This is a genomic window from Bdellovibrio bacteriovorus str. Tiberius (genome assembly GCF_000317895.1).
Classification (GTDB): Bacteria; Bdellovibrionota; Bdellovibrionia; order Bdellovibrionales; family Bdellovibrionaceae; genus Bdellovibrio; species Bdellovibrio bacteriovorus_F.
This window is the reverse complement of sequence record NC_019567.1, coordinates 119902-132396: the sequence shown is the minus strand read 5'-3', so window position 1 is coordinate 132396 and position 12495 is coordinate 119902. Positions and strand designations below refer to the sequence as shown.

The following is a 12495-nucleotide window of genomic DNA, read 5'->3' as shown; positions in this document are numbered from 1 at the left end:
ATGAGTATCAGTCACATCATCGGTCAGCACATGTTCATCGGCGTATCAGGTCACGCCCTTACCGCTGACGAAAAGAAGTTCATTGTAGAAAACAACATCGGTGGTGTGTGCCTGTTTGGCCGTAACGTCGCTGAACCAAAACAGGTTCGCGATCTGTGCGCCGAAATCCAGTCCCTGCGTCACAAGCAAGTCGACAAAGCACCGCTGTTTATCGGTATTGATATGGAAGGTGGCCGCGTTCACCGTCTGAAAGCTCCATTTACGGTGTGGCCACCACTGAGAAAACTGGGCGATCTGGATGCACCAACCGTGTCTTTCCATTTTGCCAACCGCATGGGCCTTGAAATGAAAGCCGTGGGCATCAATCTGGATTTCGCACCTTGTGTGGATATCTTCACAAACCCAGGCAACACCGTTATCGGCGACCGTTCCATCAGCTCTGATCCCGAGATGGTGGCAAAACACGCTTCGGCTCTGGTTCGTGGTTACATCAAAGCGGATGTCATCACTTGCGCGAAGCACTTCCCGGGACATGGTAACACCATCGTTGACAGTCACGAGGACCTGCCGGTTGAAAACACCGATCTGGCCCGCCTTGAAGCCTGCGAGCTGATTCCGTTCAGAAAGACCTTCAAGTCTCGCGTGGATATGGTCATGACCTCACACATCAAGTTCCCGAACATCGATCCTGAGTGGCCAGTGACTTTGTCAGAGACATTCGTGAAGAAAATGATTCGCGAAGAACTTCGCTATCGCGGTTTGATCATCACTGATGACTTGGGAATGAAAGCCATGACGAAGCACTATGGAATTGACGAGGTTCCAGTGCGCGCCTTGAAAGCCGGCGTGGATCTGCTGCTTTACTGCAATGATCCCGAGGTTCCGCCGCAGGCCTACGATGCCATCCTGGGTGCCGTGGCCCAAGGATCTTTAAAAAAAGAAGACCTTGAAATCAGCTATCGTCGCATCATGGACTTTAAGAAGGTAAAAATTCAGAACCCTGATCCACTTCCCTTGGAAGATGCGATCAAAATCATCGGCAGTCCGGAACACCTGAAGATCGCTTCCGCGATCGCCAATGGTCAGATTCCCGACGGGCTTTTGCCAGAATAATTAAATTTCAACTTTGGAACTGTCGGTGACGATGAAAATCTCGATCCGGCGGTTCATCGCCCGGTGCTCATCCGTATCGTTGGGCACCACCGGCTTCTGATCACCGTAAGACAATGAAACAAAACGCTTTGGATCCATCTGATGCACTTTCACCAGATAGCGCACCACTGCCGAAGCACGTCCACCCGCCAGCTCCCAGTTGCTCGGGAACAGAGTCCCGCCAATCGGCAGATCATCGGTATGACCTTCGATAATGATTCTTTTTTTGTGGGTCTTTAGAACATCCGCCACTTTATCCAGGCTTTTAAGCGCTTCAGGTTTCAGCTTTGCAGAACCTTCCTGGAAGAACGTGGACGCCGCAAGAGCAATCCTCACCCCGACCGCATCGTGATAAACATCCTGAATGGCCTGCTTTTTTTGAGCACCGTCCATGGACTTATCCAGAGCTCTTTCCACATAGTCTTCAACTTCGCCGGGCCCACCCTTTTTGGGAAAGTTCCCGACAGGCATTTCAAGCTCGCCAATGATACTGCCAATGGAGTTTGGCTCGGCATCTGATCCGCCCCGGCCCACCAGATGCAGGCTCAGCTTAACAGAGTCTTCAAATTCTTTTTGTTTTTCTTCGTTGGAAGTTGAAGTGGCATACATCACCACAAAGAAGGCAAACAGCAGAGTAATGAAATCCGCATAAGAGACCAGCCATCTCTCATGGTTTTCATGTTCCTCGTGCTTGCGGTGTTTCTTTGCCATGAATTCTTTCCGACCTATTTTTGATCGCTGTCGAGATAGGCGTAAAGCTTCTGCTCAAGCACCACCGGATTCATCCCGCTGGCAATCAGAAGACCGCCTTCAAGGACCATCATTTTTTCACGGGTTAAAGCCTGAACACGGCGCTTAAGTTTGTTTCCCAGAGGCAGGAACAACAAATTGGCCGAGCTGACTCCGTACACAGTCGCCACAAAGGCCACCGCAATCCCTGCGCCCAATTTACTTGTATCGGTCAGATTTCCCATGACATGGATAAGACCCAGAACTGCCCCGATGATTCCGATAGTGGGGGCAAAGCCACCGGCGTCTGTCCAGATTTTGGCGCCGCCCAGAAGCTCTTCTTCTTCCGTGTGAATCTGTGTTTCAAAAATATCGCGAATAGTGGTTATGTCGACACCATCGACCACATTTCTGAGGACTCCTTTTAACAGGGGATCTTCAATGCGATTAAGGCGTGGCTCCAAAGCCAGGATGTTTTCTTTCTTAGCAAGTCTTGCGCAGTCGACAATTTCATTAAGGCGCACTTTGCTGCGGCTTTCCTCGTGACGAAAGGCTTTTTTAGCCAGCTGCAAACCGGTCTTTAAGTCTTTTTCAGAACTGGAAACCATCACGGCTCCGATAGTGCCCGTTAAAACGATAATAAAGGCCGTCAATTGCATCAGCGAACTTGTGTGTCCGCCTTCCAACAGGTTGCCAAGCAGTATCCCACCGACCCCTACCAGAATCCCAATCCATGTTGCTTTGTCCATAAACAGAATGATGCCATAGGCCCTTGCCGGTGACACTTGGACCAGTGCAGAACCTAGACTTTCTGCGAGCGAAAAATTAGGGTAAAGTCACTCTGATGCTCGATTTTATTTTGTCTCTCGATAAGAGTCTTTTTGTATTGGTGAATTCACATTGGACCGCGGCCTGGGCCGATCAATTCTTCCCGTTTATCACAGATCTGCACAAAACACCGTTTTTCAAGTTCATCCTGGTGCCAGTGATACTGGCGCTGTTTATCTGGCGTCGTGGCCTTAAAAAAGGCCTGATCATCTTTGTGTTTGCTCTTCTGTCCGTGTCAATCTCGGACGGCGTGGGGAACTGGGCCTTTAAGAAAACCGTTCAGCGCCCGAGGCCGGCCAATACGCAAGGACTGGATGTTCAGGTGCGCGCACCATTTGGCGGATACAGCTTTGTATCCAATCACTCCACCAACATGTTCAGTTTCGCGAGCTTCACTGCAGTCATCTTTCCGCCAGCGGCAGTGCCCCTTTATACACTGGCAACAGTGGTGGCCTACAGCCGGGTTTACAACGGGGTTCACTTCCCGACGGACGTGATCTGTGGGGCACTGCTTGGAATGATTTTTGGTGTTTTGTTCGCACGCCTGTGCAAGCTCATCCTTGATCGCATCAAAGAAGAAGGGACCGTTACAACATGAAGAAAGTTTTAGTCACCGGAGCAAACGGTTTTTTGGGCAGCTGGCTGACCAAAGCCCTTCTGGAAGAAGGACACGACGTCTATGCCCTGGTTCGCCCGAAAAGTGACCTTTCCGAACTTGAAGGCGTAAGGTGCAAATACGTTCATGGCGACGTTACGGATGTTCATTCTTTACTGGAAGCCACTAAGGGCATGGATACGGTCTTTCACCTGGCAGGTGTTATTGCCTATAAAAAGTCCCAGCGCGCCCAGATGGACAAGGTCAATGTGCAAGGAACGGCCAACGTCATTGCGGTCTGCCGCGAACACAAAGTGCGACGCCTGGTTTACTTGTCTTCGGTCGTGGCCATCGGTGCCGGATATACTCCCGATCAGATACTGAATGAAGAATCCCCCTACAATATCGCCGACTTGAATCTGGGGTATTTTGAAACCAAACACCAGGCTGAAATTCTGGTGAAAAGCGCCTGCGATAAAAATGAAATCGATGCGGTGATGGTGAATCCTTCCACGATCTATGGTCGCGGTGATGCCAAAAAAGGCAGCCGCAAGATGCAGGTCAAAGTCGCACAAGGAAAGTTGAACTTCTACACTTCCGGCGGCGTGAATGTCGTGGCGGCAGAGGATGTCGTAGCTGGAATCTTAAGTGCGTGGAAAGTGGGCCGCAAAGGTGAGCGCTATATTCTTTGCGGGGAAAATATTCTGATTAAAGATCTTTTTGCCATGATTGCCGCTGAAGCGGGAGTCACTCCTCCGAAACATCAGCTGCCTGATGGCCTTTTGCATGCCGTGGGTGCAGTGGGTGACTTCATGGAAAAGATGGGCATGAAGGGTCCACTCAGTCGCGAGAATGCCTATACCGCAACGATGTATCACTGGTTTGATTCTTCCAAAGCACAGAAAGAGCTTGGCTTCCAGCCAAGACCGGCCCGCGAAGCCATTCACAATTCCGTGCAATGGATGAAAGATCACGGAATGGTGAAAAAGTAATCCTGACATGATCAAAAAGTTAATATTCTTTTTCTTGGGTGTTCTGACGTTGATGGGTGTGGCCGCTGGTTCATTGTGGGCCTGGCTTCCTTCGGACAAAGACATTCGCGGCTGCATGGTCACGAAAATGTATCAGGTCGAACTTTGTCCGGGTTCAAAGAACTATGTTCCATTGAAACAGATCGCCCCCATTCTGCAAAAGACCATCATACTGACTGAAGATTCCAATTTCTATAATCACAAGGGCTTTGACTGGGACGCGATTGAAAAGAACGCCAAAGAAGGTTGGGAAACCGGCGTCTTTAAACGCGGCGGATCCACTATCACCCAGCAGCTTGCCAAAAACATGTTCCTGAATAAGGACCGCACCTTTATCCGCAAAGGTCTTGAAGCAATTATCACCGACCGTATCGAACACACCCTGACCAAAAAAGAAATTCTGGAAAGATATCTGAACGTGGTTGAGTTCGGAAAAGACATCTATGGTGTCAAAGCCGCGGCAAAGTACTATTTCAAAAAATCCCCGGCGGAACTGACGGTGGTTGAAGCTTCTTTCCTGGCCATGGTTCTGCCAAATCCGGTGAAGTATTCGCAGTCCTATTACCGTAAAGAGCTGACTCCGTTTGCGCGCAAGCGACTGGGTCGCATTGTTGATGATCTTTTCCAGTATCATCGCATTTCTCAGGAAGAATACGACATCGCCAGCGCCCAAGTGGCCTATTTCTTCCAACCCGAACCACCACCGGAAGAACTGACATCCGACGAGGCTATTCCGACCCTGGAAGAACTGGAAAATCTGGAATCTCAAGAGCAGCTTGAAAGCAGCGAGGAGGCCGAATGAAAATTGTATCCGCCTGCCTTTCCGGCGTTCACTGCCGCTATGACTGCAAAGCCCAGACAAGATCCCCGATTGAAGAGATGGTGCAAAACGGCGAAGCCATTCCGGTTTGCCCCGAGCAATTGGGCGGACTTTCAACTCCCCGGCCTCCGGCAGAACGTATCGGCGATAAAGTTCTGACCAACAAGGGTGTGGATGTGACTGACCAATACACCCGAGGTGCCGAAGAGGCTTTAAGAATTGCCAAGCTCGTTGGCGCCACTGAAGCCCTGTTAAAATCCAAATCCCCGATGTGCGGGTGCGGAAAGATCTATGACGGCACCTTCACTGGCGCCCAGAAAGACGGTGATGGTGTCTTTGCCGAGCTTTTGAAAAAACACGGCATCAAAGTCACCCCGATAGATTAAGTTATTTCAGCAATTTCTTGCGAATGCGGAAGAACGCAATGTTCATGCAGATCCAGGTCGCCGCCAGCAGAATCAACACGTGAATCAAAACCCACAATGTCGGCCCCTGATGCAGCACTTCGCGCACCGCCGCCACAGCGTGAGTCAGCGGGAACAAATAAGCCACATAACGAAGAGCCGCCGGCAACTGATCCAGCGGGAAGTAAGTTCCGCTGAGCAGGCTCATCGGCACGATCAAACCGGAGGTGGAATAGATAAAGGAATCATAGTTGCGGGCGTAAGAAGTCAGGATCATTCCGATGCACGAGAACAGCGCACTCATCAGGAACAAGATCGGCAGCGCCAGCAAGATACGATAAGAATCAATCAATCCAAAGAACAGTGCCACGATCGTGACTCCGATCACACCGAAGAAACCTTTGCTGGTCGCCCACAAAAGCTCGCCTGCCACAATTTCTTCAGGCCCCACACGAGTCAGCATGATCGTCGCGTAGGTTTTCTGATGAGTCAGTTTGGTGTAGTTCCCGTAGGTGCCTTCAAAGAAAGCCACCATCATCGCGGTCGTCGACAGCAATGCCGGGAAGAAGAATTCAATATAAGACATGCCACCCATGTTGTTCACAAAGGCGCCAAGACCAAAACCAATGGCCCCAAGGTAAATCACCGGCTCAAGAACAATCCAGAACAGGGACACCAGCCAGGTTTTTTTAAAGTACATGAAATTGCGGGACCATACTTTCGTGGCACCGCTATCAACCTTGGGAATCGTAAAGCAGTCTTTCAGCTTCATTATTCATCCCTCAATTGATGGCCCGCAAGCTTCAGGAAAACGTCATTCAATGTCGGCTTGCGGATGAAGATCTTGTCGCTGGCAATCAGGTCCACCACGCGGCGGCCTTCCTGATTTTCTTTCACCAGAACAGAAACTGTGTCTTTGATAACCTGATAAGAGAACCCCTCGGCACGCAAGCGGCCCAGGTAATAGTTCAGATCCACAGGGTTTGTGTCGAACTCCACCACTTCCTTGCCAATCAGCTCGCGAATCAGATCGCGGGGCTTGCCGACAGTCAGAATGCGGCCGCCATCGATGATCGCCACACGATCACACATCTGCTCGGCTTCTTCCATATAGTGGGTCGTCAGCACCAGAGTGCTTTTTTCAGATTTCAGATGTTTGAAGAAATCCCAGATCCAAACCCGCGCCTGCGGATCAAGACCGGTGGTTGGCTCATCCAGGAAAACCACTTCCGGGGAATTAATCAGTCCACGGGCAATCGCCAGACGGCGCTTCATGCCCCCGCTAAGCGTTTCCACCGAGCGGTCCTGATATTCTTCCAGCTTCATCAGACGCAGCAAGGCTTGAGCCCGAAGATCGGCCTCAGCAACAGGGATATTATGAAAGCTTGCGTAGACGAGAAGGTTTTCAAGGACTGTGAAGTCAGGATCAAGGCCGTCCTCTTGCGGGACGACCCCTATGCGAGATTTGATTTCGCGGTAATTCTTTTTAACATTCAGGCCGAGAACATAAAGTTCTCCGCTTGAAACCAGGGCTGAGCAATACATCATCTTCATTGCAGTTGATTTGCCAGCCCCGTTTGGACCAAGAAGCCCGAAACATTCGCCTTTGTAAATCTCCAGATTGATTCCGTCTACGGCGATCTTGTCGTCGTATTTTTTGGTCAGATCCTTGATTTCAATGGCGACATTCGTACTCATTATTCCTTCGATGTTTTACGCTTGTGCGGATCCAATTCACGCAAACGAAGACGGATGTTCTTCGGCGTAACTTCGATCAGCTCAGATTCTTTGATCCATTCCATCGCTCTTTCCAAAGTGAATTTTTTCACTGGAACCAGACGGATAGCTTCATCAGAACCCGAAGCACGTACGTTTGACAATTTCTTTTCACGAGTGATGTTCACTTCTAGATCATTTTCCTTGGCGTGTTCACCAACGATCATGCCTTCGTACACATCGTCACCGTGCTCAACCATCATAATACCGCGTTCTTGAAGATTCCAGATCGCGTAAGATGTTGCAGTGCCTTTACGGTCAGAAATCATCGCACCGTTCAAACGGTGTTCGATTTCGCCACGGTAGTCATCCCAACCGTCGAACTGGGTGTTCAGCAAACCTGTACCACGAGTGTCAGTCAGGAACTCAGAACGGTAGCCGATCAGACCACGGGAAGGAATACGGAACTCAAGACGAGTACGGCCGGAACCTTTTTGAACCATGTTGGTCATCACACCCTTACGTTTACCCAACTTTTCAGTTACGGCACCAACGTAAGCGTCTTCGATATCGATAACCGCGATTTCCATTGGTTCCATTTTCTTGCCGTTTTCTTCTTTGAAGACAACAGTTGGTTTGGAAACAAGAAGCTCGAAGCCTTCACGACGCATTTGTTCGATCAAAACGCCCAATTGAAGCTCACCACGGCCTACAACTTTAAAGGCGTCAGTGCTGTCTGTTTTCTCAACGCGAATTGCCACGTTGTACAGAAGTTCTCTTTCAAGACGCTCGATGATTTTACGGGAAGTAACGTTCTTACCGTCAAGACCAGCGAAAGGTCCGTTATTTACAGAGAAGACCATGCCGACAGTCGGCTCTTCAACGCGAATACGCGGAAGTGGACGAGGATCCAAAACAGAAGTGATGGTGTCACCGATAGTGAAATCTTCCATACCCGCGATAACAACCATGTCACCGGCGCCAACTTCCTGAGCCGGAACCTGAGAGCTGACTTTGTACTGGAACAAAGCGGATACTTTAACTTTCTTCTGAACATTCGCCTGAACGCAAAGAACTTCGTCACCAACTTTGATTGTTCCCGCTCTCATACGACCGATCGCCAAACGACCTACGTAGTCATTGTAAGAGATGTTGGAAACCATAACCTGAAGTGGAGCGTTTTCTTCAATTGTTGGAGGCGGAACCAGGTTTACGATTGCATCGTAAAGAACTTCCAGGGAACCAGTGTTAACCGCTGGATCCAAAGTCGCCATACCTTCACGCGCGATAGCGTATACAGTGTGGAAATCACATTGCTCTTCAGTTGCATCAAGGTCGATGAACAAGTCGAACAATTCATTGTGAACTTCCTGAATACGAGCATCAGAACGGTCAATTTTATTGATACAAACGATAACTTTTTTGCCGCCCTCTAGAGCTTTTTTCAAAACGAAACGAGTCTGTGGCAATGGACCTTCGGAAGCATCACAAAGAAGGATACAACCATCAACCATGTTCAGGATACGCTCAACTTCGCCGCCGAAGTCACTGTGCCCCGGTGTATCGACGATGTTAACTTTGATATCTTTGTACATGAAGGAAGCATTCTTCGCCGCGATTGTGATCCCGCGTTCTTTTTCAAGATCCATGGAGTCCATCAGGCGCTCTTCAACGTGCTCATTGTCACGGAAAGTACCTGCTTGTTTAATCAAGTGGTCAACCAGTGTCGTCTTACCGTGGTCGACGTGCGCGATGATCGCGATATTTCTAATTTTCTTCGGATCTTGAATCATATTTACCCTTCGTTATGAAACTCTCTAAAAACAAAACACTTAAAACTTAAACTAAAATCAAAACAAATGCTCGTCAGGCTCTTGTCAAAAAGCCATCAGAGGCCCCTGCAGTTCACGGTTTGTTAACCGTGACCGCCCATTAAGAAATCTTCCTGACTGGTGTCTTCTTGTTCTACATTTCCAATCCCAGCGAAAAACTCATTCGCTAAGGCCATGATCTCGTCATTGCTTTTGGACTGGAATAGATTCTTACGGAATTGAGCCGCTCCAGAATACCCTGTTGAGAACCAAGCTGCAAACTTTCTGAGCTGGATCCCGGTGATGTGCTCATCACAATGCGCCACGATCTCTTTCTGCAGACCCTGGAACAGACTCACATAATCCCTCTTCACGTCCTTAACCGGCTCGCCCCGCCACAAGGACAGGGCATCCATGAAGATAAATGGATTTTTAAGGCATCCACGGCCGATCATAACCCCGTCACAACCGGACTGCTGCAGTCTCAAATTCGCCTGGCGAGGAGTGAGGATGTCTCCGTTTCCAAGAATGGGAATCTTGGTATTGGCTTTTACGTCGGCGATGAAGTCCCAGTCCGCAAGTCCGGTATAGGACTGAGCGCGGGTGCGCCCATGGATCGCAACCCAGGACACCCCTTCGTTGTAGGCAATATTACAAATCTCAGTGGCGTTGCGGGAATTCGCATCCCAGCCCGTACGGATCTTGATTGTCAGAGGAATTTTAATCGCCGCTTTGACGGTGGAAACCATCTTTTGCACAGCGGCCGGGTCTTTCAGGATGGCGGAACCCGCCCCCTTCTTCACGACCTTCGGAACAGGACAACCAAAGTTCAGATCCACGAAATCACAGCCGTCAGCCTCGGCCACTTGTGCCGCGCGAGCCACGATTTCTGGTTCTTCACCAAAAAGCTGGATACCGATGGGGCGCTGAGATTCATCAAAGCTCATCAACTTCAACGTGCGATCAGACTTGTATTCAATACCACTGGCACTGACAAGTTCGGTGACGACAACACTGGCATCTAATTTTTTGATAAAGGTGCGAAAAGCGTGATCCGTGATCCCGGCCATAGGGGCAAGGACAAAGGGATTTGTCTTTAAGGCTTCAACTGGATTCATAGGGGAAGCGATATATCAAAATCCCCTTTCCATGGATAGAGAAAACCGCCGAATAAACAAAAGAAATCGAGAGCTTATAGGTTTTTCAGGCCGGATGACCACGGACTTTACGGGGAATCCGCCTTCCCGCGGGATCTCTATTCGATTGAGGTGGTTTTAAGACAAAGAAAAAGGGCCCGGAAGGACCCTTTAGTTTAAATAAAAATAAATGATTTTATATACTTAACTTTCCTTATTCAAACCAAGTTACGCGACCCTCGGTTTGGCGGGGGCTTTCGGGGGGTTGTGATCCGGGTATCCCATCACCATCGCACACAGAAGCTCCAGCTCCCCTCGCTGGTATTCCGGAAGTTTATCCACACCCAGGAACTGATCGACCTCTTCTTTGATTTCCAAAGGGGCGCCCATCGTGCAACTGCCAAGACCTTCCATCAGACATGCCAGATTCATGTTTTCCACCGCCATGTACACCGAACCGATGCTGGTGTGATAGCGCTCTTCCGAATCGTTGTGGGAATAGGCGAACACAATCACCGGCGCATCACCCAGCGTGTAGAAAAATCTTTCGGTGAAATCATACAATGAAGGCTTCAGTCGCTGCGACAAAACATCCTTGATACCCAACCAGGATTTTTGCGAGTACTTCAAATATTCGTCGCGCTTATTTCCGGTCACAACAAAGAATCTCCAGTTCTGACGATTCTTTCCCGAAGGCGCCTGCATCCCGGCGGCCAGCACACGTTCGATCACATCTTTAGGAACCGGCTCGGCCTTGTACTTACGAATGGACTTTCTTGATTCCAACAGTTGGTAAAATTCATTCTTTTCCATTCGTAAATCCTTTCATGTCGCACCGTTTATGCAAAAGGTAGCAGGTACCTTTTAGGCCATTTCTTCGATGCCGGCTTCGATGAAGCAGGCATGCAGGCGTTTGATGGCTTCAGGGCCTTGTTCGTCCGCAACGAGGAAGCAGAAGTTGTGTTTGCTCGCACCCAGGCAGATCATACGCACGTTGATGTCCGGGATGGCTTCAAAGATTTTCTTTCCCAAGCCCGGCGTGTGGTTGATGTTGTTTCCGATCAAAGAAATCAATGCCAGATTTTCTTCCACCTGAACATCGGCGATCTGGGAAAGATCTTTGATCAGATTTTTATTCAGCAAAGTCGAGTCATCCAACGTCACACTGACTGAAATTTCAGAGGTCGTGATCGCATCAATGCTGACCTTGTGATCATTGAAGATCTTGAAAATCTGAAACAGGAAACCGTGAGCGTACAACATTTCCGGAGTGGAAAGCGTCACCAGAACCTGCTTTTTTCTTAGCGCCATCGCGCGAATCAAAGGGTGATCTTTCACATCCATGCGCACCCAGGTGCCACGCGCTTCCGCATCGAAACTGGAGCCTACAAAAACCGGAATGTTCTTACGAATTGCTGGCAGCAAAGTTGCCGGATGCAAGATCTTCGCCCCGAAAGTCGCAAGTTCGGAAGCTTCCTTAAAGGAGATTTCGCTGATCGGCTGCGCCTTCGGGCACAGACGAGGATCGGTCGTTGCAATCCCCGCCACATCCGTCCAGATTTCCAAAACGTCAGCAGAAATACCTTCCGCCAGAATCGCTGCGGAATAGTCACTACCTCCACGCCCCAGAGTGGTGGTGATGCCTTCTTCGGTCATGCCGATGTAACCTTGCGTGCACATGACTTTCTTTCCATCGCGCAGGAAAGAAAGATTTTTCTGACACAAGGATGCGACTTCAGAAGTCAGGGGCTTGGCTTTACCGAACTGATCATCCGTGCGCAGAACCGTGCGCACATCCAAAAGCTCGGCCGTTTTTACGCCGCCGTGTTTTTTCAAAACCTGAGACATCGCTTCGGTGAAAAGGACCGAAGACATTCTTTCGCCCAGACTCATCAGGGTGTCCATGGCCTTCACCGAGCAGTCTTTCAAAAGATGCACACCTTTTGCCAAAGAGCTCATTTCTTCAAACAGAGTTTCAAGTTGGGCTTTGGCATCCGCTGGCAGTTTTAAATCCTGGGCGATCTTGTTGTGTTTGTCCTGAATCTTGGAAAGGATTTTTTCTGATTCCGGCCAGGCTTGGGATTCGGCCGTCTTACCCAAAGAAATAAGATCGTTGGTGGTGCCAGAAGTCGCCGACACGACCACCAGGCCAGAGCCCTGACGGAAGCTGACTTCCGCGCTACGAAGCATACAGTCTGCATCCCCCATGGAGGTGCCGCCAAATTTAGAAACCACCAGTTTTGCCACATGCACTCCTTGGCCCTTGGGCCAGG

13 protein-coding genes are annotated in these 12495 nt (G+C 49.6%); 5 read left to right on the top strand and 8 right to left on the bottom strand.

The window, feature by feature from the left end; genetic code table 11:
- Entirely contained in the window at positions 1–1113 is a 1113-nt protein-coding gene (gene nagZ / locus BDT_RS00685; protein WP_015089334.1) for a beta-N-acetylhexosaminidase, read from the top strand.
- On the opposite strand, the gene BDT_RS00680 is transcribed toward nagZ, so the two are convergent.
- Both BDT_RS00680 and BDT_RS00675 read right to left on the bottom strand, forming a co-directional pair.
- On the bottom strand, positions 1114–1863 hold the full coding sequence (locus BDT_RS00680; protein ID WP_015089333.1) for an OmpA family protein: 750 nt from the start codon (positions 1861–1863) through the stop codon (positions 1114–1116).
- A 14-nt stretch (positions 1864–1877) separates the two neighbouring features.
- Positions 1878–2630 carry a flagellar motor protein gene (locus BDT_RS00675; protein WP_038450500.1) on the bottom strand — a complete coding sequence of 251 codons (753 nt, stop codon included), beginning with the start codon at positions 2628–2630 and terminating at the stop codon, positions 1878–1880.
- 140 nt (positions 2631–2770) lie between these two features.
- On the opposite strand from BDT_RS00675, the gene BDT_RS00670 reads away from it, so the two are divergent.
- Genes BDT_RS00670 through BDT_RS00655 form a run of 4 tightly spaced genes read left to right on the top strand, consistent with a single transcriptional unit; the run spans position 2771 to position 5541 of the window.
- Positions 2771–3307: a phosphatase PAP2 family protein gene (locus BDT_RS00670; protein ID WP_235046209.1), complete on the top strand. Its 537-nt coding sequence runs from the start codon at positions 2771–2773 to the stop codon at positions 3305–3307.
- Positions 3304–4296, top strand: a complete 993-nt coding sequence (locus BDT_RS00665) for an SDR family oxidoreductase (RefSeq protein WP_015089331.1) — start codon at positions 3304–3306, stop codon at positions 4294–4296. Before BDT_RS00670 ends, BDT_RS00665 begins: the two co-directional genes overlap by 4 nt.
- A 7-nt stretch (positions 4297–4303) precedes the next feature.
- On the top strand, positions 4304–5137 hold the full coding sequence (gene mtgA / locus BDT_RS00660) for a monofunctional biosynthetic peptidoglycan transglycosylase (RefSeq protein ID WP_015089330.1): 834 nt from the start codon (positions 4304–4306) through the stop codon (positions 5135–5137).
- The gene (locus tag BDT_RS00655; RefSeq protein WP_015089329.1) at positions 5134–5541 is read left to right on the top strand and encodes a DUF523 domain-containing protein; all 408 of its coding nucleotides are present in this window, start codon (positions 5134–5136) and stop codon (positions 5539–5541) included. The genes mtgA and BDT_RS00655 overlap by 4 nt, the downstream gene beginning before the upstream one ends.
- A gap of 1 nt (position 5542) precedes the next feature.
- Here the strand turns inward: BDT_RS00655 and BDT_RS00650 are convergent, their stop codons facing one another.
- From BDT_RS00650 to lysC, 6 genes are all read right to left on the bottom strand, one after another.
- Positions 5543–6331, bottom strand: a complete 789-nt coding sequence (locus BDT_RS00650; RefSeq protein WP_015089328.1) for an ABC transporter permease — start codon at positions 6329–6331, stop codon at positions 5543–5545.
- Positions 6331–7257, bottom strand: coding sequence for an ABC transporter ATP-binding protein (locus BDT_RS00645; RefSeq protein ID WP_015089327.1), 927 nt, complete (start codon positions 7255–7257; stop codon positions 6331–6333). The genes BDT_RS00650 and BDT_RS00645 overlap by 1 nt, the downstream gene beginning before the upstream one ends.
- Positions 7257–9068 carry a translational GTPase TypA gene (typA, locus tag BDT_RS00640; RefSeq protein ID WP_015089326.1) on the bottom strand — a complete coding sequence of 604 codons (1812 nt, stop codon included), beginning with the start codon at positions 9066–9068 and terminating at the stop codon, positions 7257–7259. Before typA ends, BDT_RS00645 begins: the two co-directional genes overlap by 1 nt.
- Positions 9069–9190: 122 nt before the next feature.
- Positions 9191–10204, bottom strand: a complete 1014-nt coding sequence (dusB, locus tag BDT_RS00635) for a tRNA dihydrouridine synthase DusB (protein WP_015089325.1) — start codon at positions 10202–10204, stop codon at positions 9191–9193.
- A 246-nt stretch (positions 10205–10450) separates the two neighbouring features.
- A complete protein-coding gene (locus BDT_RS00630) occupies positions 10451–11035 on the bottom strand; it encodes a nitroreductase family protein (RefSeq protein WP_015089324.1) in 585 nt (194 codons plus the stop codon).
- A gap of 51 nt (positions 11036–11086) precedes the next feature.
- Positions 11087–12469 carry a lysine-sensitive aspartokinase 3 gene (gene lysC / locus BDT_RS00625; RefSeq protein ID WP_041576757.1) on the bottom strand — a complete coding sequence of 461 codons (1383 nt, stop codon included), beginning with the start codon at positions 12467–12469 and terminating at the stop codon, positions 11087–11089.
- Between the last annotated feature and the right edge of the window lie 26 nt (positions 12470–12495).

Excerpts from the sequence above, each read along its gene's own strand:
- nagZ (WP_015089334.1), top strand. The coding sequence starts at position 1 with ATGAGTATCAGTCACATCATCGGTCAGCACATGTTCATCGGCGTATCA.
- BDT_RS00680 (WP_015089333.1), bottom strand. The coding sequence starts at position 1,863 with ATGGCAAAGAAACACCGCAAGCACGAGGAACATGAAAACCATGAGAGA.
- BDT_RS00675 (WP_038450500.1), bottom strand. The coding sequence starts at position 2,630 with ATGGACAAAGCAACATGGATTGGGATTCTGGTAGGGGTCGGTGGGATA.
- BDT_RS00665 (WP_015089331.1), top strand. The coding sequence starts at position 3,304 with ATGAAGAAAGTTTTAGTCACCGGAGCAAACGGTTTTTTGGGCAGCTGG.
- mtgA (WP_015089330.1), top strand. The coding sequence starts at position 4,304 with ATGATCAAAAAGTTAATATTCTTTTTCTTGGGTGTTCTGACGTTGATG.
- BDT_RS00655 (WP_015089329.1), top strand. The coding sequence starts at position 5,134 with ATGAAAATTGTATCCGCCTGCCTTTCCGGCGTTCACTGCCGCTATGAC.
- BDT_RS00650 (WP_015089328.1), bottom strand. The coding sequence starts at position 6,331 with ATGAAGCTGAAAGACTGCTTTACGATTCCCAAGGTTGATAGCGGTGCC.
- BDT_RS00645 (WP_015089327.1), bottom strand. The coding sequence starts at position 7,257 with ATGAGTACGAATGTCGCCATTGAAATCAAGGATCTGACCAAAAAATAC.
- typA (WP_015089326.1), bottom strand. The coding sequence starts at position 9,068 with ATGATTCAAGATCCGAAGAAAATTAGAAATATCGCGATCATCGCGCAC.
- dusB (WP_015089325.1), bottom strand. The coding sequence starts at position 10,204 with ATGAATCCAGTTGAAGCCTTAAAGACAAATCCCTTTGTCCTTGCCCCT.
- BDT_RS00630 (WP_015089324.1), bottom strand. The coding sequence starts at position 11,035 with ATGGAAAAGAATGAATTTTACCAACTGTTGGAATCAAGAAAGTCCATT.